This is a genomic window from Litoreibacter halocynthiae, assembly GCF_004365635.1.
In the GTDB taxonomy this organism is placed as follows: Bacteria; Pseudomonadota; Alphaproteobacteria; order Rhodobacterales; family Rhodobacteraceae; genus Litoreibacter; species Litoreibacter halocynthiae.
In genome coordinates, this window is sequence record NZ_SOBH01000001.1 from 908,757 (window position 1) to 926,900 (window position 18,144).

Annotated in this window: 20 protein-coding genes, 4 tRNA genes and 1 pseudogene; 17 read left to right on the top strand and 8 right to left on the bottom strand. The window is 57.0% G+C overall.

What is annotated here, in order from left to right:
- The first annotated feature begins 13 nt into the window (after positions 1-13).
- From BDE40_RS04440 to BDE40_RS04470, 7 genes are all read left to right on the top strand, one after another.
- A complete protein-coding gene (locus BDE40_RS04440) occupies positions 14-469 on the top strand; it encodes an HU family DNA-binding protein (RefSeq protein WP_134013194.1) in 456 nt (151 codons plus the stop codon).
- 19 nt (positions 470-488) lie between these two features.
- Positions 489-563: transfer RNA gene (locus tag BDE40_RS04445), tRNA-Val, on the top strand.
- Positions 564-622: 59 nt separating this feature from the next.
- Complete coding sequence (locus tag BDE40_RS04450; protein ID WP_134013196.1) at positions 623-1,204, top strand: histidine phosphatase family protein; 582 nt, start codon at positions 623-625, stop codon at positions 1,202-1,204.
- Positions 1,205-1,281: 77 nt separating this feature from the next.
- A tRNA-Val gene (locus tag BDE40_RS04455) sits at positions 1,282-1,357 on the top strand.
- Positions 1,358-1,405: 48 nt separating this feature from the next.
- Positions 1,406-1,981 carry a GNAT family N-acetyltransferase gene (locus BDE40_RS04460; protein ID WP_162848026.1) on the top strand — a complete coding sequence of 192 codons (576 nt, stop codon included), beginning with the start codon at positions 1,406-1,408 and terminating at the stop codon, positions 1,979-1,981.
- Between the two features lie 37 nt (positions 1,982-2,018).
- Positions 2,019-2,095 (top strand) — tRNA-Asp (locus BDE40_RS04465).
- A 34-nt stretch (positions 2,096-2,129) separates the two neighbouring features.
- Positions 2,130-2,206 (top strand) — tRNA-Asp (locus tag BDE40_RS04470).
- A 115-nt stretch (positions 2,207-2,321) separates the two neighbouring features.
- Here BDE40_RS04470 and mmsB read toward each other — a convergent pair.
- From mmsB to BDE40_RS04490, 4 genes are all read right to left on the bottom strand, one after another.
- The gene (gene mmsB, locus BDE40_RS04475) at positions 2,322-3,194 is read right to left on the bottom strand and encodes a 3-hydroxyisobutyrate dehydrogenase (protein WP_134013201.1); all 873 of its coding nucleotides are present in this window, start codon (positions 3,192-3,194) and stop codon (positions 2,322-2,324) included.
- On the bottom strand, positions 3,191-4,222 hold the full coding sequence (locus BDE40_RS04480) for an enoyl-CoA hydratase/isomerase family protein (RefSeq protein WP_134013203.1): 1,032 nt from the start codon (positions 4,220-4,222) through the stop codon (positions 3,191-3,193). The genes mmsB and BDE40_RS04480 overlap by 4 nt, the downstream gene beginning before the upstream one ends.
- Positions 4,219-5,358, bottom strand: a complete 1,140-nt coding sequence (locus tag BDE40_RS04485) for an acyl-CoA dehydrogenase family protein (RefSeq protein ID WP_134013205.1) — start codon at positions 5,356-5,358, stop codon at positions 4,219-4,221. Before BDE40_RS04485 ends, BDE40_RS04480 begins: the two co-directional genes overlap by 4 nt.
- 77 nt (positions 5,359-5,435) lie before the next feature.
- Positions 5,436-6,935: a CoA-acylating methylmalonate-semialdehyde dehydrogenase gene (locus BDE40_RS04490; protein ID WP_134013207.1), complete on the bottom strand. Its 1,500-nt coding sequence runs from the start codon at positions 6,933-6,935 to the stop codon at positions 5,436-5,438.
- 98 nt (positions 6,936-7,033) lie between these two features.
- Between BDE40_RS04490 and BDE40_RS04495 the strand changes: the two genes are divergently transcribed.
- From BDE40_RS04495 to BDE40_RS04520, 6 genes and pseudogenes are all read left to right on the top strand, one after another.
- Positions 7,034-7,933 (top strand): LysR family transcriptional regulator, encoded by a 900-nt coding sequence (locus BDE40_RS04495; RefSeq protein WP_134013209.1) that lies wholly within the window; start codon positions 7,034-7,036, stop codon positions 7,931-7,933.
- 70 nt (positions 7,934-8,003) lie between these two features.
- A complete protein-coding gene (locus BDE40_RS04500) occupies positions 8,004-8,438 on the top strand; it encodes a CBS domain-containing protein (RefSeq protein WP_134013211.1) in 435 nt (144 codons plus the stop codon).
- Between the two features lie 149 nt (positions 8,439-8,587).
- Entirely contained in the window at positions 8,588-9,079 is a 492-nt protein-coding gene (coaD, locus tag BDE40_RS04505; RefSeq protein WP_134013213.1) for a pantetheine-phosphate adenylyltransferase, read from the top strand.
- A gap of 92 nt (positions 9,080-9,171) precedes the next feature.
- Positions 9,172-9,675: pseudogene (locus BDE40_RS04510) on the top strand (peptidylprolyl isomerase); the annotation flags it as partial.
- A 55-nt stretch (positions 9,676-9,730) separates the two neighbouring features.
- Positions 9,731-10,291, top strand: a complete 561-nt coding sequence (locus BDE40_RS04515; protein ID WP_425462393.1) for a peptidylprolyl isomerase — start codon at positions 9,731-9,733, stop codon at positions 10,289-10,291.
- A 75-nt stretch (positions 10,292-10,366) separates the two neighbouring features.
- Positions 10,367-11,326, top strand: a complete 960-nt coding sequence (locus BDE40_RS04520) for a DUF3179 domain-containing protein (RefSeq protein ID WP_134013220.1) — start codon at positions 10,367-10,369, stop codon at positions 11,324-11,326.
- Here BDE40_RS04520 and BDE40_RS04525 read toward each other — a convergent pair.
- Positions 11,323-12,108, bottom strand: coding sequence for an enoyl-CoA hydratase (locus BDE40_RS04525; protein ID WP_134013223.1), 786 nt, complete (start codon positions 12,106-12,108; stop codon positions 11,323-11,325). The genes BDE40_RS04520 and BDE40_RS04525 overlap by 4 nt on opposite strands.
- Positions 12,109-12,177: 69 nt before the next feature.
- Between BDE40_RS04525 and BDE40_RS04530 the strand changes: the two genes are divergently transcribed.
- The 4 genes from BDE40_RS04530 to rpsI all read left to right on the top strand — a co-directional run bounded on the left by BDE40_RS04530 (position 12,178) and on the right by rpsI (position 14,017).
- Positions 12,178-12,603 carry a PaaI family thioesterase gene (locus BDE40_RS04530; protein ID WP_073141226.1) on the top strand — a complete coding sequence of 142 codons (426 nt, stop codon included), beginning with the start codon at positions 12,178-12,180 and terminating at the stop codon, positions 12,601-12,603.
- Positions 12,600-12,905 carry a hypothetical protein gene (locus tag BDE40_RS04535; protein ID WP_134013225.1) on the top strand — a complete coding sequence of 102 codons (306 nt, stop codon included), beginning with the start codon at positions 12,600-12,602 and terminating at the stop codon, positions 12,903-12,905. The genes BDE40_RS04530 and BDE40_RS04535 overlap by 4 nt, the downstream gene beginning before the upstream one ends.
- A gap of 153 nt (positions 12,906-13,058) precedes the next feature.
- Entirely contained in the window at positions 13,059-13,520 is a 462-nt protein-coding gene (gene rplM, locus BDE40_RS04540) for a 50S ribosomal protein L13 (RefSeq protein WP_021100505.1), read from the top strand.
- Between the two features lie 2 nt (positions 13,521-13,522).
- A complete protein-coding gene (gene rpsI / locus BDE40_RS04545; RefSeq protein ID WP_073141228.1) occupies positions 13,523-14,017 on the top strand; it encodes a 30S ribosomal protein S9 in 495 nt (164 codons plus the stop codon).
- 78 nt (positions 14,018-14,095) lie between these two features.
- Here rpsI and BDE40_RS04550 read toward each other — a convergent pair whose 3' ends face one another.
- From BDE40_RS04550 to ppk2, 3 genes are all read right to left on the bottom strand, one after another.
- The gene (locus BDE40_RS04550; RefSeq protein WP_134013227.1) at positions 14,096-16,513 is read right to left on the bottom strand and encodes a calcium-binding protein; all 2,418 of its coding nucleotides are present in this window, start codon (positions 16,511-16,513) and stop codon (positions 14,096-14,098) included.
- A gap of 113 nt (positions 16,514-16,626) precedes the next feature.
- Positions 16,627-17,244: a TetR/AcrR family transcriptional regulator gene (locus tag BDE40_RS04555; RefSeq protein WP_134013229.1), complete on the bottom strand. Its 618-nt coding sequence runs from the start codon at positions 17,242-17,244 to the stop codon at positions 16,627-16,629.
- Positions 17,237-18,112: a polyphosphate kinase 2 gene (gene ppk2, locus BDE40_RS04560; protein ID WP_134013231.1), complete on the bottom strand. Its 876-nt coding sequence runs from the start codon at positions 18,110-18,112 to the stop codon at positions 17,237-17,239. The genes BDE40_RS04555 and ppk2 overlap by 8 nt, the downstream gene beginning before the upstream one ends.
- Between the last annotated feature and the right edge of the window lie 32 nt (positions 18,113-18,144).

Sequence of the window (18,144 nt, forward strand, 5' to 3'; positions counted from 1 at the left end):
TTCAATTGCGGAAATGAGCAATCTTATGGCGACCAAGTCCAAATCCACAGGCACGACAAAAACAAAACGCTCCACCACACGCGCAGCGAGCACGACGCCCAAAGCGGCGGCCAACACCGCACCCAAGGCAAAAATCGTGTCCACCAAAACAGCATCGACCTCCGAGAGCGGTGGGCAATCAGGCGGACAATCCGATGCGCCCGAGATGACCAAGAAAGAGATGGTCGGTCTGATGGTGTCGCAAAGCGGCATGAAGAAGGGTGACGCACGTCGCGCGCTGGAAGCTACGATGGAAGCGCTGGCGACGGCACTGCGTGCAGGCAACAACCTGTCTCTGGCTCCTTTGGGTAAGATAAAGATTGCGCGGACGAAAGACACGCCAAACGGCAAAATGGTCGTGCTACGCGCGAAGCTGAAAGAGCCCGCTTCCGAGACGCCAAAAGACCCACTTGCAGAGGCTGCAGAGTAAAGCTAAACCGCCCGCCAACGGGTGATTAGCTCAGTGGTAGAGCGCTTCGTTCACATCGAAGATGTCAGGAGTTCAAATCTCTTATCACCCACCAGAATTGGCGCGCCCCGCGGTTTGTCCGTAGGGCGCGTTCTTCATTTATGAGGTTTGGTTATGTCGTCTAACAGCTTCCCCGAGCTTTATGTCCTGCGCCATGGCGAGACGGAATGGAATGCGGCGGGACGCATGCAAGGGCGGCTGAACTCTCCGCTGACCGCCAAGGGAATTGATCAAGCCCGCACCCAGAGACGCATTCTGGAGGCCGTCGATCTGACCGGATTTGAAATTGTCTCAAGCCCCCAAACACGCGCGTTGCATACTGCTGTAGAGATTTTTGCACCTTCGGCTGCACAAATCCGGACTGATCCGCTGTTGTGTGAAGTTGATATCGGTGACTGGCAGGGGCGGTTGCGCGCCGAGCTGACGGTTGAAGGTGACGCGAAGATGACCGTCGACGGCCCTTTGGCGTTTTACGAGCAAGCCAAGGGCGGGGAGGGGTTCGGCGCGCTGCGCCGTCGGTGCGACATGTTTTTGCAGTCACTGAAAGGCCCTGCAGTCCTCGTTACTCATGGCATAACGTCACGCATGTTGCGCGTGGTCGCCCTGGGGTTGCCGATGGATGGAATGGTGGATTTGCCGGGCGGGCAGGGCGTCGTGTTCCACATTTCCAACGGAGCGCATGCGGTTCTGCAATAAATCTGCAAAAAGCACGAAACCACGTCCAGTTTTGGGGTTGCGGTTGTTACCTGCTTTCCGGTAATTGATCGCCAGTCGGGTCGTTAGCTCAGTTGGTAGAGCGCTTCGTTTACACCGAAGATGTCGGGAGTTCGAGCCTCTCACGACCCACCATTCCCCCCGCCCGCACTGACTGCTCCAATTCAAGCGACGGAGTTTTATATGACGAGTAAGCCCACCTTCGCCGATGCGGTTACGTTTCGCCAATTGGGCAACGTCGATCTGCAAGCTGTGGCGTCCGTGCAGCTAAAAAGCTGGCGTGGCACCTATGCAGGTGTTCTACCAGATGAATATTTGGGAGCGCCTATGGCGTCTGACATCACTCGGCGATGGTCCACAGGACTGACACCTTTGGATGCGCTGTGGGGGGCTGTCGACGACGCTGGCACCCTGTTGGGATTCGCTGCGGTGCGTTTGGGCAAGGCTCCTTACCTTGATAATTTGCATGTCCTAGTGGAGGCGCGGGGAAGCGGTGTGTCCTATCGGCTTATGGCCCACGTCGCAGACGCGTTGGCCCGGATAGGCGCGTGTGATCTCTGGTTGACTGTGGTGGAGAGAAATTTGCGCGCCAGAGCTTTCTACAACCGGTTGGGCGGGCGGGAAGGTGAGGCAAAAGCGGATGAAATGTTCGGGAATGCCGTTGTCAGCCTCCCTGTTTACTGGAGTGATTTGACAGAATTGTCGAAAAACGCACGGCAGGTCGTATCGCCGCTTGACGGGGGCGAGGCAGGGACATAATACCACCCCCACGCCTGAGGGTTCAGGCGTGCAGTGGGCGGTTGTAGCTCAGTTGGTTAGAGTACCGGCCTGTCACGCCGGGGGTCGCGGGTTCGAGCCCCGTCAACCGCGCCACCGCTGCACTTTTAGAACCCATTCAGGCTGATGCGCGGTTGTAGCTCAGTTGGTTAGAGTACCGGCCTGTCACGCCGGGGGTCGCGGGTTCGAGCCCCGTCAACCGCGCCACTTTCCCAAGTTAGAAGATCACACGACGCTTTAAAGCGATTGCTGTGATTTTTGGTCAGGCGGGCGAGGGGCCAGCCCCTCGCGCTCCCCGAGGTATTTTTGAAGCAATGATGGGTTAACCGCGTCGGCGCGACACAAACCGTGGCAGCATGGCTGAGAAATCCTGCCCTGCGCCGTCTTCTTCTTCAACGAATTGCGTATAGAGTTCTGTCGCGCGGGCGCCCATCGGTGTGTCCGCATCCGACGATTCTGCGGCTTGTTGACTTAGTCGCAGATCCTTGAGCATGAGTTCAGCTGCAAAGCCCGGATTGTAATCGTTGTCAGCTGGACTTTGGGGGCCGACGCCGGGGGCGGGGCAATAGGCGTTCATCACCCAAGAGTAGCCGGATGAGGTGGACACCACATCGAACATTTTCTGGCGATCAAGTCCAAGCTTGTCGGCAAGTGCAAAGGCCTCACAGGTCCCGATCATCGTGACGCCGAGAATCATGTTGTTGCAAATCTTTGCCGCTTGTCCGTTTCCGGACGGGCCGCAATGGACCGCTTTTTGACCCATGATATCGAACAAGGGGGAAACCGCCGCAAAGCCTTCCTCCGAGCCGCCAGCCATGAAAGTGAGCGTTCCGGCTGCTGCTCCACCGATACCGCCGGATACTGGTGCGTCAACGGCATTCAAGCCCGCGGCTTGGGCCTTGTCTGCGACCGCGCGCGCACTGTCCACGTCGACTGTGGAGCAGTCGAGCAATGTGGCTCCTTGCTTCATGGCGGGAATGACATCATCGGCAACGCTGCGCAGAATTGCGCCATTGGGAAGCATGGTGATCACCACGTCCATGTCAGTAGCTGCATCGGTGACCGATTTCGCTGCAACCACCCCGTCAGGCGGGGTGTTGGCAATGTCAAAGCCGGTGACCTCATGGCCTGCGGCTGCGAGGTTCGAGGCCATAGGAGCCCCCATGTTTCCAAGTCCGATAAATCCGATCTTCATGGCATTTCCTTCCAGTTCAAAGCATTGCCGCCGAGGGGCATCAGCATTTGGCTTACATCCATTTCGGTCACTGACTCCGGGCCCGCATGCGCCCATTTGGGCGCGCGGTCGCGGTCGATGATCGCCGCGCGGATACCTTCGATGAAGTCGCCCTGCGCCACAGCGCGATAGGTATAGCGGAACTCTTGGTCGAGCGCCTGACGTATCGAGTTGGCTGATCTCAACCGTCGAATGATCGCCATCGAGCACGCCATCGCCAGCGGCGCATTACGGTTGAGCGCCTTAAAGGCTGAATGCGCGAAGTCACTGCTGTCATTCGCGAGAGATCGGGCGATGTCGCCAAGGGTCTCACCCGCGAAATGGGTGTCTATCTGAGGAACCAGGTCCTCCAGACTGCCTTTGGGAACTGCGGTCTCCAGTGTTGGCAGTTTGCCAGTTTCAATCATACCGGCTTTCAACTCAGGCCAATCCACTTCCGGTGCGTAGGCATCGGCGAAACCTGCAAAGATCGCATCCGCCGCCCCCATACGCGACGCGGTGAGGCCGAGATATTCGCCCACACGTCCCGGTGCCAAGGCCAGCATCAACGATCCTCCCACATCGGGGACCAGTCCAATGCCGCATTCGGGCATGGCGATCTGACTACTGTCGCCCACAATGCGAAGAGAGCCGTGGCACCCGATGCCAACCCCACCGCCCATGGTGAAACCTTGCAGGAAGCTGACGACGGGTTTGGGGTATTCGAAAATTTTGGCATTCAGGCGGTATTCGTCGCGCCAGAATTGCCGCCCGTAATCCAGATTGCCCTCTTGGCCGGATTTGTACATATCGGCGATGTCGCCGCCAGAGCAGAAGGCGCGATCGCCTTCGGCGTCGAGCAGTATCAGGTCGATGTCAGCCGTGCGCCACGCGTCCAGCGCGGCCTCGATCGCCAAGACCATATCGTAGGTGAGGGCGTTCAACGCCTTCGGGCGCTGCAAGGTGATCCGGCCTGCGCGGCCTTCGATGCGGATGGAGATGTCGCTCATGCTGCAATCATCTGGCGGGCCACGATCACGCGCATGATCTCGTTTGTGCCTTCGAGGATTTGGTGCACGCGCAAATCTCGTGCCAGCTTTTCGATGCCGTAATCCGCCAGATATCCATATCCGCCATGAAGTTGCAGGCAGCCGTCGACCACGCGTGATCCGGCTTCTGTAACGAACTTCTTCGCCATGGCGCAGTGTTGCACTGCGTCTGGTGCGCCGGTGTCGAGCTTCCATGCCGCTTGGCGCAAGAAGGCACGGGAGGCTTGCAGCTCGATTTCCATATCGGCGAGGCGGAATTGCAGGGCTTGGAACTGGTCGATGGATTTGCCGAAGGCTTGACGTTCGGCCATATAGGCCAGCGTTTTGTTCAATGCAGACTGCGCGGCACCTAAGGAGCAGGCTGAGATATTCAAGCGACCGCCGTTCAGGCCCTGCATCGCATAAGTGAAACCTTTGCCTTCGTCACCCAACAAATTCTCCGTTGGAATGTCGCAATTGTCCAACTGCACTTGACGGGTCGGCTGCGCGCGCCAGCCCATTTTGTCCTCTAGACCGCCGAACGATAGCCCGTCAGCGCCGTCATCGACGACAACCGCTGAGACCCCTTTGGGGCCAGCGTCCCCTGTGCGTGCCATGACGATATAGGCGTCGGAGTAGCCACCGCCAGAGATGAATGCTTTGGTGCCCGTTAGCGCGTAGCCCTCGTTGGTCCGCTCTGCGCGGGTCTTCAGCGCTGCCGCGTCGGAGCCGGAACCGGGTTCTGTCAGGCAATAGGAGAAAAACGTCTCCATATTCAGGGCCTTCTCAAGGTACTTGGCCTTGAGCGCGTCGGAGCCATTCTTGTCGATCATGGCCGCGCACATGTTGTGAATAGACAGGAAGGCCGCCACGGACGGGCAGGCCATCGACAGGGCCTCGAACACCAGCGTGGCATCAAGGCGGGACAGGCCGGAGCCGCCGCTTTCCTCTGACACATAGAGGCCGCCGAACCCTAGCTCGGCCAATCGAGGCCACAAGTCTTTGGGGATATTCTCGTCTTTTTCCCATTGGAGTGCGTTGGGGGCGATGAACTCGTCGCCAAAGGCTTTGGCCATATCGAAAATGGCGGTTTGCTCATCGGATAGCGCGAAATCCATGTCTTTCTCCCGTGGAACTGAACGTCTGTTTAGTTTTGCGCCCCCGCCATGAAAAGGCAAGGGCGCAAATTGTCCGACTATTCCATCACTGGGATCGAGAACTCGCCGCCTTCTTTGATGCCCGAGGGCCAGCGCGAGGTGACAGTTTTGGTGCGTGTGTAGAACTTGAACGCATCCGGCCCGTGCTGGTTCAAGTCACCGAACATGGATTTTTTCCAGCCACCAAAGGTATGATAGGCCAGCGGAACAGGGATCGGGACGTTGATACCGACCATGCCGATGTTGATCCGGTTTGCGAAGTCACGCGCGGTGTCGCCATCGCGGGTATAGATCGCAGTACCGTTGCCGTATTCGTGGTCCATCGCCATTTTCAGCGCGTCTTCATAGGTTTCTGCACGCACGGTAGACAGAACAGGCCCGAAGATCTCGTGCTTGTAGATGTCCATATCCGTGGTTACGCCATCAAACAAATGTGGGCCGACAAAGAAGCCGTCCTCGTAGCCTTGCAATTTGAAGTCGCGACCGTCGACAACCAGCTTGGCACCTTGGTCGATGCCGGTTTGCACCAAACGCTCGATATTGGCCTTGGCGGCCGCTGTGACCACGGGGCCGTAGTCAACATCTTTGCCGGATGTGTAGGGACCAACTTTCAGGGCTTCCACTTTCGGCACCAGCTTTTCGAGCAACCGGTCCGCAGTGTCATCACCGACTGCAACCGCAACCGAGATCGCCATACAGCGTTCGCCAGCCGCGCCGAAACCGGCACCAACCAATGCGTCGGCGGCTTGGTTCATGTCAGCGTCGGGCATGATGATCATGTGGTTTTTTGCACCGCCAAAGCACTGAACGCGTTTGCCGTTGGCGCAGCCTGTGGCGTAGATGTATTCGGCAATCGGGGTGGAGCCAACGAAGCCCACGGACTGGATCACGTCGTGGTGCAGGATCGCATCGACGGCTTCTTTGTCGCCGTTCACGACCTGCAAGATACCTTTGGGCAAGCCCGCTTCTTCCATCAACTCGGCTAACATCAGCGGAACCGACGGGTCACGCTCGGACGGTTTCAGGATGAAGGCGTTGCCGCAAACGATTGCAGGGGCGAACATCCACATAGGGATCATCGCCGGGAAGTTGAACGGGGTGATACCAGCCGTCACGCCCAAGGCTTGTTTCATCGAATACATGTCGATGCCCGGGCCTGCGCTGTCGGTGTAATCACCTTTCAGCAACTCTGGTGCGCCGATGCAGTATTCGACCACTTCAAGACCGCGTTGCACGTCGCCTGCGGCATCGGGCAGGGTTTTGCCGTGCTCGCGGGACAGGGCTTCAGCCAGCTTGTCCATATCGCGGTTCAGGAGATCCACGAATTTCATCATCACGCGGGCGCGACGTTGGGGGTTCATCGCCGCCCAAGCTGGTTGAGCCGCAGCCGCAACCTGTACGGCTTGGTCCATTTCGTCGACGGAGGCCAACGGAACCTTGGCCTGCACTTCACCCGTCGCAGGGTTGTAGACATCGGCAAATCGACCGGACGTACCTTTGACATGGGCGCCATTGATATAGTGGGTAAGCTCTTGCATGGAATCCTCCTTGAATTTCAGCACCAGCTTAGGCTTGCATTTATGCAAGAAAAAGAGCCAGTTTCCCAAAACCATTTTGCAAAAATGTAGGTATGATCATGGCGGAGCCGAAATGGGATGATTTACGGGTCTTTCTAGCCGTCGCGCGCGCGGAAAGCTTGTCGCGCGGGGGCAAGGCCCTTCGGCTGGACCCGGCAACCGTCGGGCGGCGAATTGCACGTCTGGAAGAGGCGCTCGACGTTACCCTGTTTATGAAATCCCCACAGGGCTACGCGTTGACCCAAGCCGGAGAGCGTTTGGCCTCGCGCGCAGAGGTTGTCGAGACGACGATCCTGAACGCCCATGACGATGCTGCGGGCGGTGCAGAGGCGATGACGGGTCAGATTCGGGTCGGTGCGCCGGACGGGTGTGCCAACTATCTGCTTCCGCAGGTCTGTGCGTCGATCTGCGCGGACCATCCCGGGCTGGAAGTGCAAATCGTGGCCCTCCCGCGCGTGCTAAACCTGTCAAAGCGCGAGGCGGATATGGCGATCACCGTGTCTCCACCGACGGCGGGCAGGCTGACCAGTCAAAAACTTGCGGATTACCACCTGCATTTGATGGCGAGCCGGGACTACCTTGCAAAGGCGCCACCGCTGAACAGTCTAGAAGACCTCAAGAACCATAAGGTGATCGGCTATATCTCCGATCTGATCTTTGACGCCGAGTTGGACTACCTGTCGGAAATCGGCGGCCCGCGCACCAATTTCGCATCGAATTCGGCATCTGTGCAGCTCAATTGGGCAAGGGTCGGCGCGGGGCTGGTGATTGGTCATGACTTTGCACTGCCTTTTGCGCCGGAGCTCACAAGGGTGCTTCCTGATCAGTTTTCATTAAAGCGGAGCTTCTATCTGGTGCGTCATGCGGATGACCGGAATATCTCCCGCCTTCGATTTTTTGCCCAAGAACTGGGGGTTAGGGTGCGGCATGAAGTGTCGCGGCTGGAAGGTCGCACTTGACGGAAAGCTAGGGTTGCGACGACAGTGGTGGAATAGATCGCAATGTTTGAAGAGAAGAGGAGTCGCGCACATGTTGGTGAGCCACATATTGAAGCTAAAAGCGGATGACGGGGTTGTGACGATTGGACCAGAGGCCTCGGTCGCCGATGCGGCCGGTATGCTGTCTGAACGCCGCATAGGCTCGGTGGTCGTGTCCTCGGATAACAAAACGGCTCTGGGTATTCTGTCTGAGCGCGACATTGTGCGTGAAATCGGGAAGCGCGGGGCTGGCTGTCTCTCGGAAACCGTGGACAGCATGATGACCAAGAAACTTGTCACTTGCTCAAAAAGCGATCGCGCTGACTCCATTTTGAGTACGATGACCGATGGTCGCTTCCGCCACATGCCCGTGATCGAAAATGGCGAAATGGTCGGTTTGATTACTTTGGGTGACGTTGTGAAGGCACGCCTAAGCGAATTGGCCATGGAAAAAGACGCGTTAGAAGGCATGATAATGGGGCACTAGGGGCACTTATGCGGAGGGGGGAGCCAGAGCGCGACTGCTTCCGTATCAATGCCTGAGATCCACGAAGGCGATTGGAACAGCAATCGTCTTGCAATTCGTCACGCAATATTGTTGCGTGGTTGTGCTGATGACTAACAAAGGCCCGACCTATGCGTATTGGACTATACCCCGGAACATTCGATCCAATTACGCTTGGGCATTCAGATATTATCCGCCGCGGGTGCTCTTTGGTGGACAGACTGGTCATCGGAGTCGCAATAAATCGCGACAAGGGACCATTGTTTTCGTTGGAAGAACGTACCGCAATGATCGAGGCCGAAAGTGCCAAAATCAGCAGCGAGACAGGGTGTGAGATCGTCGTCCATCCATTTGATAACCTGCTGATCCATTGCGCCCGGGATGTCGGTGCAACCGTTATCATCCGGGGGCTGCGCGCGGTGGCTGATTTTGAGTATGAATATCAAATGGTTGGCATGAACCGTGCCATGGATAACAGCATCGAGACCGTGTTTTTGATGGCCGAGGCGCAGCATCAGGCGATCGCATCAAAGCTGGTCAAGGAAATCGCGCGATTGGGGGGAGATGTGTCGAAGTTCGTCACACCTTCGGTCAAGGCCGCTTTGCTCGAGCGTTTGGGATAGCAAACCTTGTAACCACGTTTCTGGCGGGGGTTTACACCGCCCGCCACTGGTCTAGTTTGTCGCCAAATCAAAACGCTTAGGAGCGCCCTAAAATGGCCGATATCAAAGATCCCGAAAACACAATCCTGATGGAACTGACTGGTGGCACAGTCGCGATCGAGTTGCTGCCTGACGTCGCCCCTCAGCACACTGCGCGTATGAAAGAGCTTGCACGTTCCGGTGCCTACAACAATGTGGCCTTCCACCGTGTCATCGACGGCTTCATGGCGCAGACAGGTGACGTTGCAAATGGCAACATGGAGAAAGATTTCAACATCCGTATGGCTGGAACCGGTGGCTCTGAGATGCCTGACGTACCTGCGGAGTTTTCGAAATTGCCGCATGATCGTGGAACAATCGGCGCAGCACGTTCGGCCAACCCGAACTCCGCCAATAGCCAGTTTTTCATCAACTTCTCGGACAATAATTTCTTGAATGGCCAGTACACCGTTTATGGACGCGTGATTGAAGGCATGGAGCATGTCGACGCGATCCAACGGGGCGAGCCGCCAATGAACCCGGACCGCATGATTTCGGTGATGGTTGCCGCTGATGCCGGTGGTGCCGCTGCTCCGGCTGACGATGATGCCGCAGAGCCTGAAGCAGAAGCAGATGGTGGCGACGGTGAATAAACTCCTCGCAGTATGCGCTTTTCTGGTTGCCAGCCCCGCCTTTGCGACAGGGCTGGCAATCGACGTTGCCGGTGATGCCAACGGAACGGTCGTTATCGACTTGTTCGAAGATGTAGCCCCAAAACATGTGGAGCAAATTACAGCGCTGGCCGCTGAAGGAGCCTATGACGGCGTAGTGTTCCACCGCGTGATTGAAGGCTTCATGGCGCAAACAGGTGATGTTGAATTCGGTAAAGCCGGTGGCGACACCAGCGGCGCGGGGCGCGGTGGGTCAAGCCGTCCTGACTTGCCCGCGGAGTTTTCCGACCTCAATTTTGACCGAGGTGTCGTGGGCATGGCACGTAGCCAGAACCCGAATTCCGCCAATAGCCAGTTCTTCATCATGTTCGACGAGGGCTCTTTCCTGAACGGACAGTATACCGTTGTGGGTAAGGTGACCTCTGGCATGGAGGTGGTAGACCAGATCAAGCTGGGCAAGGGGGCCAATGGCTCTGTGCTTGGTGCGCCTGATCAAATGAAGGCTGTCCGCGTCATCGACTAACGCGCCATCAACCCCGCGTGAGCGGGGCTGTTCAGGCCGCGGTGAACGGGCCATGCTACTTTGGGAGGAGTTAGCATGGCCCGTTTTTCATTTGTCGTGACCGCTATCTGGATGGTGTTGATGTCTGTCGCGCATGCGCAAAGCCCGTCTCTGACGACGGGATGGCCAAATACCGACTTTTCCAAAGCAACCGTGGATCTAAGCGAAATCCGCTCCGGTGGTCCCGGAAAAGACGGCATCCCCGCGGTTGATGCTCCGACATTCCTCAAAGTCTCGGACGAACGCCGCATCAACCCGCGTGAACCGGTTATGACGGTCGAGCTTGCGGGGCAGCGTCCACGCGCCTATCCGATCCGTTATTTCATGGTCCATGAGATCGTAAATGACGTGGTGGGCGGCGTGCCAATCGCCGTGACCTTCTGCCCGCTGTGCAATTCGGGTGTGGTGTTTGATCGACGTCTCGCAGGACGAACACTGTCATTTGGGGTGTCCGGCAACCTGCGTAACTCGGACATGGTCATGTATGACCGCCAAACCGAAAGTTGGTGGCAGCAAGCGGTGGGCGAGGGCATCGTGGGTCAACTTGCAGGGCGCAGGCTCAAGCAAATACCAAGCTGGATGGAAAGCTGGGAGGCGTTCAAAGACAGGAACCCTGACGGGCTTGTGTTGAACGCTCCGCTAGCGGGCTACAATTACGGATCAAACCCTTATGTGAAGTACGACACCGCCGCGCGGCCTTTCCTTTACGACGGAGCGCTGCCACCCAACAGCATCGACCCGATGGCCCGCGTCATCCGAGTCGGCAATCGTGCGTGGACAATGGATCGTCTGCGCCAGGAAAAAACCATCCGCGAGCATGGGGTAGAGCTGTCATGGCAAGGCGAGCAGGCTTCTGCTTTGGACAGTCGCCAGATTGGCAAAGGACGCAGCGTTGGAGCCGTTCGGGTGCGCGACGGGCAGGGGCGTGACGTCGTTCATGATGTGATGTTCGCGTTTGCTTTCCATGCCTTTCATCCAAAAGGGACGTGGCACTAACTCCAGCTTGGTTTCCGCTTCTCCAAAAAGGCTTTGATGCCTTCATCCGTGTCATCCAGTGCCATGTTTACCGCCATCACCTCACCCGCGTAGGCATAGGCTTCAGCCACAGGCATTTGGGCCTGCTCGTAGAAGGCCTGTTTGCCGATGCGCACCGCCGAGCCAAGCTTGGCAGCGATCGTCTTCGCAAGCTCCATGGTCTCCTCGGCCAGATCACCTGTTGCGACGCGGTTGATCAACCCGACTTCCCGCGCGCGCTCTGCGTCGACAAATTCACCGGTTGTTAACATCTCAAATGCTTGCTTGCGGTGAATATTGCGGCTGAGTGCAACCATTGGTGTGGAACAGAACAACCCGATATTCACACCATTAACGCCGAATTTAGTGCCATGTGCTGCAACCGCCAAATCGCAAGTCGCCACCAATTGGCAGCCAGCCGCCGTAGCGATCCCGTGTGCTTGCGCGATCACCGGCTGCGGCAGGCTTTGGATGCGGGCCATCACGGCAGAGCAGCGTGCGAACAGATCTAGCCAAGCTGCGCGGCCATTGTCCTTATCGGCACGGGCCGCCTGCATCTCTTTCAGGTCATGGCCTGCGCAAAACACTTTGCCTGCGCCATTTAGAATGACAACGCGGATAGCTTTATCCTCTGCCACCTCATCCAAAGCCGACAGCAACGCGGCCAGCATAGCATCAGATAATGCGTTCAATTTGGACGGGTTGTTCAGGGTCAGCCGTGCAACAGCGCCTTCATCGGCGCGAAAAACTAACGCATCGTTCATCTTGTCATTCCACCCTTGATCTGGTCCGGTAAGCACAAAGCCTAAGACGAACGGGGGCAGGGGGGAAGTATGGAAGTGAAGATGGACAAGGCCGCATTGGAGGCGTTCCTGTTGCGTGATTTTACGCAAGTGGCGGACGACTTCGAGTTTGTCGAGATCGCGCCGCCTTTCGTGACCATGGCCTTGTCAGCGTCCGAGAAGCACCTGCGGCCGGGCGGTACCGTCTCCGGCCCGTCCATGTTCGCGCTGGCCGATGTTTGCGCCTATTTTTGCATCCTGTCAGTGCTGGGGCCGGTCGCCTTGGCGGTGACGACGAATTGCTCCATCGACTTCATGCGCAAACCTGCACCGGGGAGATTGCTTTGCCGTATGGAGCTGCTCAAACTGGGCCGCGTGCTGGCAGTGACAGAAGGGCGGCTCTATTCGGAGGCAGAGCCCGATAAGCCGGTGGCGCGCGCCTCGTTGACCTATTCCATTCCCCCAGTCGGGGTGTGAGCCGGTTGGACGCCCTCGTGATTTCGCCTGCCGTGTGGGGGGCTGCTTTCGCGCTGTTTGTTCTGCTGTCGCGAAACACGTTGGCAACGGATGTGGGGATGGTGGGATTTGTTGTAGGCGTTGAGTTGTTCCTGATGCTCGGGGGTTTCCTTTTGACAATTGTACAGCTGCCGCTGTTGATCTTTGCGGTATCAAAAGGTCGTAATCGGCTCGCGGCGTTGTCAGCATTGGGGATCGTGCTGTGGTTGGTATTCTGGTTTTGCGGAATGGCCCTCACGCCGAGTATGGTCTATGTAACATGAAATTCGTGGGGTAAATTGTTACCTTATTTATAAGGTACTGTTTTAAAATGATTAAATACCGAAGTAAGGCGTTGACTGCGCTCTCAGTTCCTATAGAACCACGCCATCCCAAGGGGCTCCAAGCCCCATGGCCGTAATTCTTGAGGAAAACCCATGAAAACCTTTACCGCTACTCCTAGCGATATCGACAAGAAATGGATCCTGATCGACGCTGAAGGCGTTGTTCTGGGTCGTCTCGCGTCTATCGTTGCCATGCGCCTGCGTGGCAAGCACAAGCCGTCCTTCACTCCACACATGGACATGGGCGACAACGTGATCATCATCAACGCTGACAAAATCCAGCTGACCGGCAACAAGCGCGAGAAGCCGAACTACTGGCACACTGGCCACCCGGGCGGCATCAAGTCCCGCACGAACGCCGAGATTCTCGAAGGCAAGCACCCAGAGCGCGTTGTGATCCAAGCTGTGAAGCGCATGCTTCCCGGTGGGGTTCTGTCGCGTCAGCAAATGACCAACCTGCGTGTCTACGCATCGGCTGATCACCCGCATGAAGCTCAATCCCCCGAAGTTCTGGACGTCAAAGCCATGAACAAGAAAAACACGCGGAGCGCATAAGAATGGCTGACGAAATCCAATCCCTCGATGAGTTGAACACCATCGCAGAAGGCGTCACCCCGGCAGCAGCCGTGGCAGAGGCCATCGCCCGTGAGCCCGTTCGTGACGAACTGGGCCGCGCCTATGCAACCGGCAAGCGTAAGGACGCGGTTGCCCGTGTCTGGATCAAACCTGGTTCCGGCAAGGTCATCGTGAACGGCAAAGAGCAGAACACATATTTTGCACGCCCCGTGCTGCAAATGATCTTGCGCCAGCCTTTCACCGTCTCCGGCACCGAAGATCAGTTCGATGTTATGGCAACTGTCAAAGGCGGCGGTCTGTCCGGTCAAGCTGGTGCGGTTAAGCACGGCATCTCCAAGGCGTTGCAGCTTTATGATCCGTCCTTGCGTGGCGCCCTGAAAGCCGCAGGCTTCCTGACCCGCGACAGCCGCGTGGTCGAGCGTAAGAAATACGGTAAAGCGAAAGCCCGTAAGAGCTTCCAGTTCTCCAAGCGTTAAGCTTCGAGTTCTTGCGAAATTGGAAAAGGCCACCCAAGCGGGTGGCCTTTTTATTGGCTTAGAGCAGGGAGGGGTACGTTATGCGCCGCCTCGCAAGGCGTCAGCGTCGTAGCCCGTCTCTGACAGGTCTCGGAATACGATGTTTTCAGGCGTCAGATACCGCTCGGTCCCGTCCTCGTTGTCGTCCATCAGAATGCTGATTGAGTATAAGCCGTCAATCTCAAGGCGATTCCACGGGGAGCTATTGTCGATGGTAATGTCCGGCTCAGGTTCACCAGAGGCCAAATGGATGACAATCAGATCATTGTCTGGCTCGAACCCTCCGATGGAACTTGAATGGGTGTCGTCAGTAAAGACAAAAATGTCATTGCCCTCGCCACCATATAGGCGGGTTCCCGTAGGGTTATAAAAATCGTTGCTGCCACTAATAAGGATGTCATCGCCCGCATCGCCATAAAGCGCACCACTGGTCGATCCGGTGGCGGCGATTGTGTCGTTGCCATTGTCACCATGGATGACGTTTGAGCCAGTGCCCGCATCAATGGTGTCATTCCCAGCACCGCCATAAATGGTGTCGGCTCCGGCGCGTCCGGAAATGATATCATCCCCGTCACCACCGCTGATCGTGTCGTTGCCAGCGCCACCCTTGATAAAGTCGTTCCCCCCAAGCGCGTCAATTTCATCGTTGCCGGCTTCACCGTCGATGACGTCGTCACCCGCGGTTCCGATTAACGTGTTGTCAGCACTGTCACCTGACAGCGTAATCCCCTCAGGTGGCGGTGGTGGTGGGACATAAGCCTGGCCAGTCTGACCCGCTGCGGCATCAATGGCGGCATATGTTGTTTCAACCTCAGAGAGGTCTTTGAAAACGATATGCTCAAGCGTCAGACCTTCGACGTTGCCAAATATCTCAAGAACCTCGACCCCGTTCGCCAGTATCTGGGCACCGGACCCGATGGGTTGAATTTCGATGACCGGAAGAGCGGCATCAGCAGGGTAGTCGATAATGATCTGGTCCTGATCAATGTCGAAGCTTTGTATTTCTTCTTCGTCTGCGAGGCCGTCAAGAACGTAGATATCCTGACCCTCACCACCGACCAGAACATCAGTGTCGCCATCACTGTTCGCCAGAAGAAGGTCGTCACCCTCTTGCCCGTAAGCGAAGTCTCCCCCCGTGCCGCCTATCAGGATGTCATTCCCGGTTTCGCCGTAGAGATAGTCATCATCCCCACCGCCATCGATCACATCATCGCCGCTTTCGCCGTGAACTGTGTCGATCCCATCAAGGGCAAGTATGGTGTCGTCATAGGACGTTCCGTTCAGCCACTCGCTTTCGGATGTGCCTTCGATGATGTTCTCACCAGATTGCGGTTCTGGGGCGAAATTCACATCGACGGCGTCACCCTTTGCAATTCCTGTTGTCATCGCCGCGTAGTTCACGCCGTTGCCCAACGCGTCAACAAGCTCGATGTCATTAACTGAAAGTTCGGGGTCGGAGCTGAAGATATTCGTTGAAAACGCCCCATCAACAACAAGATCGAAGGACCCGTCTCCAGCATCTTGCAGCTCTAACAAGGGGGCAGGGCCATCGGTTGGGTCGTAGTTGACGAAGATGCGATCGCCCACCTCGTGGTCGTAGATCGTCGCAGAACTATCCTTGGCAACTACGAACAGATCGTCCCCTTCACCGCCGAAAAGCTCGTCCGCGCCGCCACCGTTCAACGCAACCAGAATGTCGTTGCCATCGCCACCTTCTAGCCAATCCGTATCGACACCGGCTACAAGGATGTCGTTGCCTTTGCCGCCATCAAGGTAATCCGTCCCTTCACCACCACGCAAAATGTCATCGCCACGACCACCGTCGAGGTCGTCAAAGCCGGCACCCGCGCTGAGCTCGTCATTGCCCGCACCGCCGGTAATTCTGTCGTTGCCTTCGTTGCCAGCCAGCACGTCGTTGCCTTGCCCGCCATAGATCGCGTCGTCACCAAACCCGCCGTTGACCGTGTCGTGACCAAGATTGGCGTCTATCTGGTCGTTACCAGCGCCTCCGATCACAAGATCGTTTCCGCGCCCTGCACCGATGTAGTCGTCGCCAGACTCGCCATAAATGTCGTCGTCTTCGCGTTGGCCAAAGATTGTATCGTGACCCGACCCACCGATCAGTGTGTCAGAACCACGCCCGCCGATCATGTAGTCGGCATCGTCGCCTCCGGCGATCTCGTCATTGCCACGCCCTCCGAACAGGCGATCATCCCCTTCGCCGCCAGCAATTCCGTCATTCCCGCTGCTGCCGTCAATGATGTCATCACCCGTGCCTCCAATAAGAAGGTCGTTGCCACCACCGCCATAGATGAAATCATCACCGGGTCCGCCATTGGCATATTCATCTTCATCGGTGCCAAAGATGTCGTTGTCACCGGCCGTTGGCCTGTCCAAGTTAATGAAGGTGGACGCGTAGGTTCCCCCAATCGCGGCAAGCAAAAGTCCGGAAATCATTGGGGTACCTCGGTGCAGAGCATATAATCTATGCCCACGCTATCGTAATTTTCATTGGAAAGTCAAAGTTCTATGGCCTCTGAAACGCACTGTTTCCAACCCGTTTTGCTAATTTAGCTGTCCGGCTCGATGAGACCCAACCCGCGCAAATATATCCCGATACCAGCCTCTAGCAACTCATCGGGCGGGTAGGGCGATTTGGAGCCGGGGGTGCCACGCGCGAACAGCTCCACCACGCCATGAGAGAGTGCCCAAATATGACTTGAGAACATCGTCGCAGGGGGGCGCATATCCTCGGGGATGCGTTCTGACAGCTTCTGGGCCGCCCGTTCCAGGACACCGCGCGAGCGATCCGCTGCGGTGGCCAGCGCAGGGTTGGCTTGCAAGTTTACGCCGCTCTCGAACATTGCCATGTAGTGGCCGGGGAACTTCCGGGCGAAAGCAAGGTAGGCGCGCCCCGTCGCCTCGAACGCCTTGAGTGCAGTGGGCCGGCCATCGGCGTAGGCATGCTCCATCAGGTCACCAAAAATCCGGTGCCCTTGCAAAGCGCATTCTGCAATCAACGCCTCACGGCCTTCAAAGTGGCGGTAGACCGCAGCGGGGGTGACCCCCGCAAGCTTGGCCGCCTCCGCCACCGTGAAGCCCGTAGGTCCCTTGTCCTCGATCAAACGCAAGGTGGCCTCTACAAGCGCTTGCTTGAGGTTGCCGTGGTGATAGCCGCGTTTAGGCATTTGGATTCCACATATCCACGCCGCCGCAAATAGAGTCGTCTGGACGGATCGCGATGCTGTCATCCTTGTTGGTGTAGTGGATCGAATTCAGCACCTTGCGCAACGCCGAGATACGCGCACGTCGCTTGTCGTCGGACCGGATAACCGTCCACCGCGCATGTGCCGTATCAGAGGCTTCAAATGTCTCGGAAATGGCCTCGGAATACGCGTCCCATTTGTGCAGGCCTTCCACATCAATCGTGGAGAGCTTCCATTGCTTGAGCTTGTCTTTCTCGCGGGCAAGCATCCGGCGAAGCTGCTCTGCACGACCGACATTCAGCCACAGCTTGATCAGGATGATCCCGTCATCAACCAGCATTTTCTCGAAGTCGGGAACTTGCGCAAAGAAATGTTGCCGTTCGCGGACGGCGCAAAAGCCGAACACGTCTTCGACGACGCCGCGATTGTACCAGCTGCGGTCGAACAAGGTGATTTGTCCTGCGGTCGGCATGTGTTTGACATATCGTTGGAAATACCACTGACCACGTTCCTCATCGGTCGGCTTGGACAGGGCTACGATCTTGCAATTGCGTGGGTTCATGTTCTCGCGGAACCGCTTGATAGTTCCGCCTTTGCCCGATGCATCTCGGCCCTCAAACACGATGGCGACTCGCTTGCCTTCCTTTTTGACCCATGCCTGTAACTTCATCAATTCCACCTGAAGCCGCTTCATGGTGTCGTCGTAATCGTCTCGGTCCATGCGCTGCTCATAGGGATAGCTTTGCGCCAGAATATCGTCTTTTTCCGCATTACGTATCGCGTCGCGAACACCCTCGGGGATTTCTTCGTTGTAGAATTTCGAAATGGCACCGTCGAAAGGCAGGGTCATAGAGGCCTCGTTCGTTTGAATTCGGCTGTACT

Coding starts and splice junctions, on each gene's coding strand:
- BDE40_RS04520 (WP_134013220.1), top strand. CDS start 10,367: ATGGCCCGTTTTTCATTTGTCGTGACCGCTATCTGGATGGTGTTGATG.
- BDE40_RS04490 (WP_134013207.1), bottom strand. CDS start 6,935: ATGCAAGAGCTTACCCACTATATCAATGGCGCCCATGTCAAAGGTACG.
- BDE40_RS04480 (WP_134013203.1), bottom strand. CDS start 4,222: ATGAGCGACATCTCCATCCGCATCGAAGGCCGCGCAGGCCGGATCACC.
- BDE40_RS04550 (WP_134013227.1), bottom strand. CDS start 16,513: ATGATTTCCGGACTTTTGCTTGCCGCGATTGGGGGAACCTACGCGTCC.
- BDE40_RS04440 (WP_134013194.1), top strand. CDS start 14: ATGAGCAATCTTATGGCGACCAAGTCCAAATCCACAGGCACGACAAAA.
- BDE40_RS04555 (WP_134013229.1), bottom strand. CDS start 17,244: ATGCCTAAACGCGGCTATCACCACGGCAACCTCAAGCAAGCGCTTGTA.
- BDE40_RS04460 (WP_162848026.1), top strand. CDS start 1,406: ATGACGAGTAAGCCCACCTTCGCCGATGCGGTTACGTTTCGCCAATTG.
- coaD (WP_134013213.1), top strand. CDS start 8,588: ATGCGTATTGGACTATACCCCGGAACATTCGATCCAATTACGCTTGGG.
- BDE40_RS04525 (WP_134013223.1), bottom strand. CDS start 12,108: ATGAACGATGCGTTAGTTTTTCGCGCCGATGAAGGCGCTGTTGCACGG.
- BDE40_RS04450 (WP_134013196.1), top strand. CDS start 623: ATGTCGTCTAACAGCTTCCCCGAGCTTTATGTCCTGCGCCATGGCGAG.
- BDE40_RS04530 (WP_073141226.1), top strand. CDS start 12,178: ATGGAAGTGAAGATGGACAAGGCCGCATTGGAGGCGTTCCTGTTGCGT.
- BDE40_RS04515 (WP_425462393.1), top strand. CDS start 9,731: ATGGTGGCGACGGTGAATAAACTCCTCGCAGTATGCGCTTTTCTGGTT.
- rpsI (WP_073141228.1), top strand. CDS start 13,523: ATGGCTGACGAAATCCAATCCCTCGATGAGTTGAACACCATCGCAGAA.
- BDE40_RS04500 (WP_134013211.1), top strand. CDS start 8,004: ATGTTGGTGAGCCACATATTGAAGCTAAAAGCGGATGACGGGGTTGTG.
- ppk2 (WP_134013231.1), bottom strand. CDS start 18,112: ATGACCCTGCCTTTCGACGGTGCCATTTCGAAATTCTACAACGAAGAA.
- mmsB (WP_134013201.1), bottom strand. CDS start 3,194: ATGAAGATCGGATTTATCGGACTTGGAAACATGGGGGCTCCTATGGCC.
- rplM (WP_021100505.1), top strand. CDS start 13,059: ATGAAAACCTTTACCGCTACTCCTAGCGATATCGACAAGAAATGGATC.
- BDE40_RS04495 (WP_134013209.1), top strand. CDS start 7,034: ATGGCGGAGCCGAAATGGGATGATTTACGGGTCTTTCTAGCCGTCGCG.
- BDE40_RS04485 (WP_134013205.1), bottom strand. CDS start 5,358: ATGGATTTCGCGCTATCCGATGAGCAAACCGCCATTTTCGATATGGCC.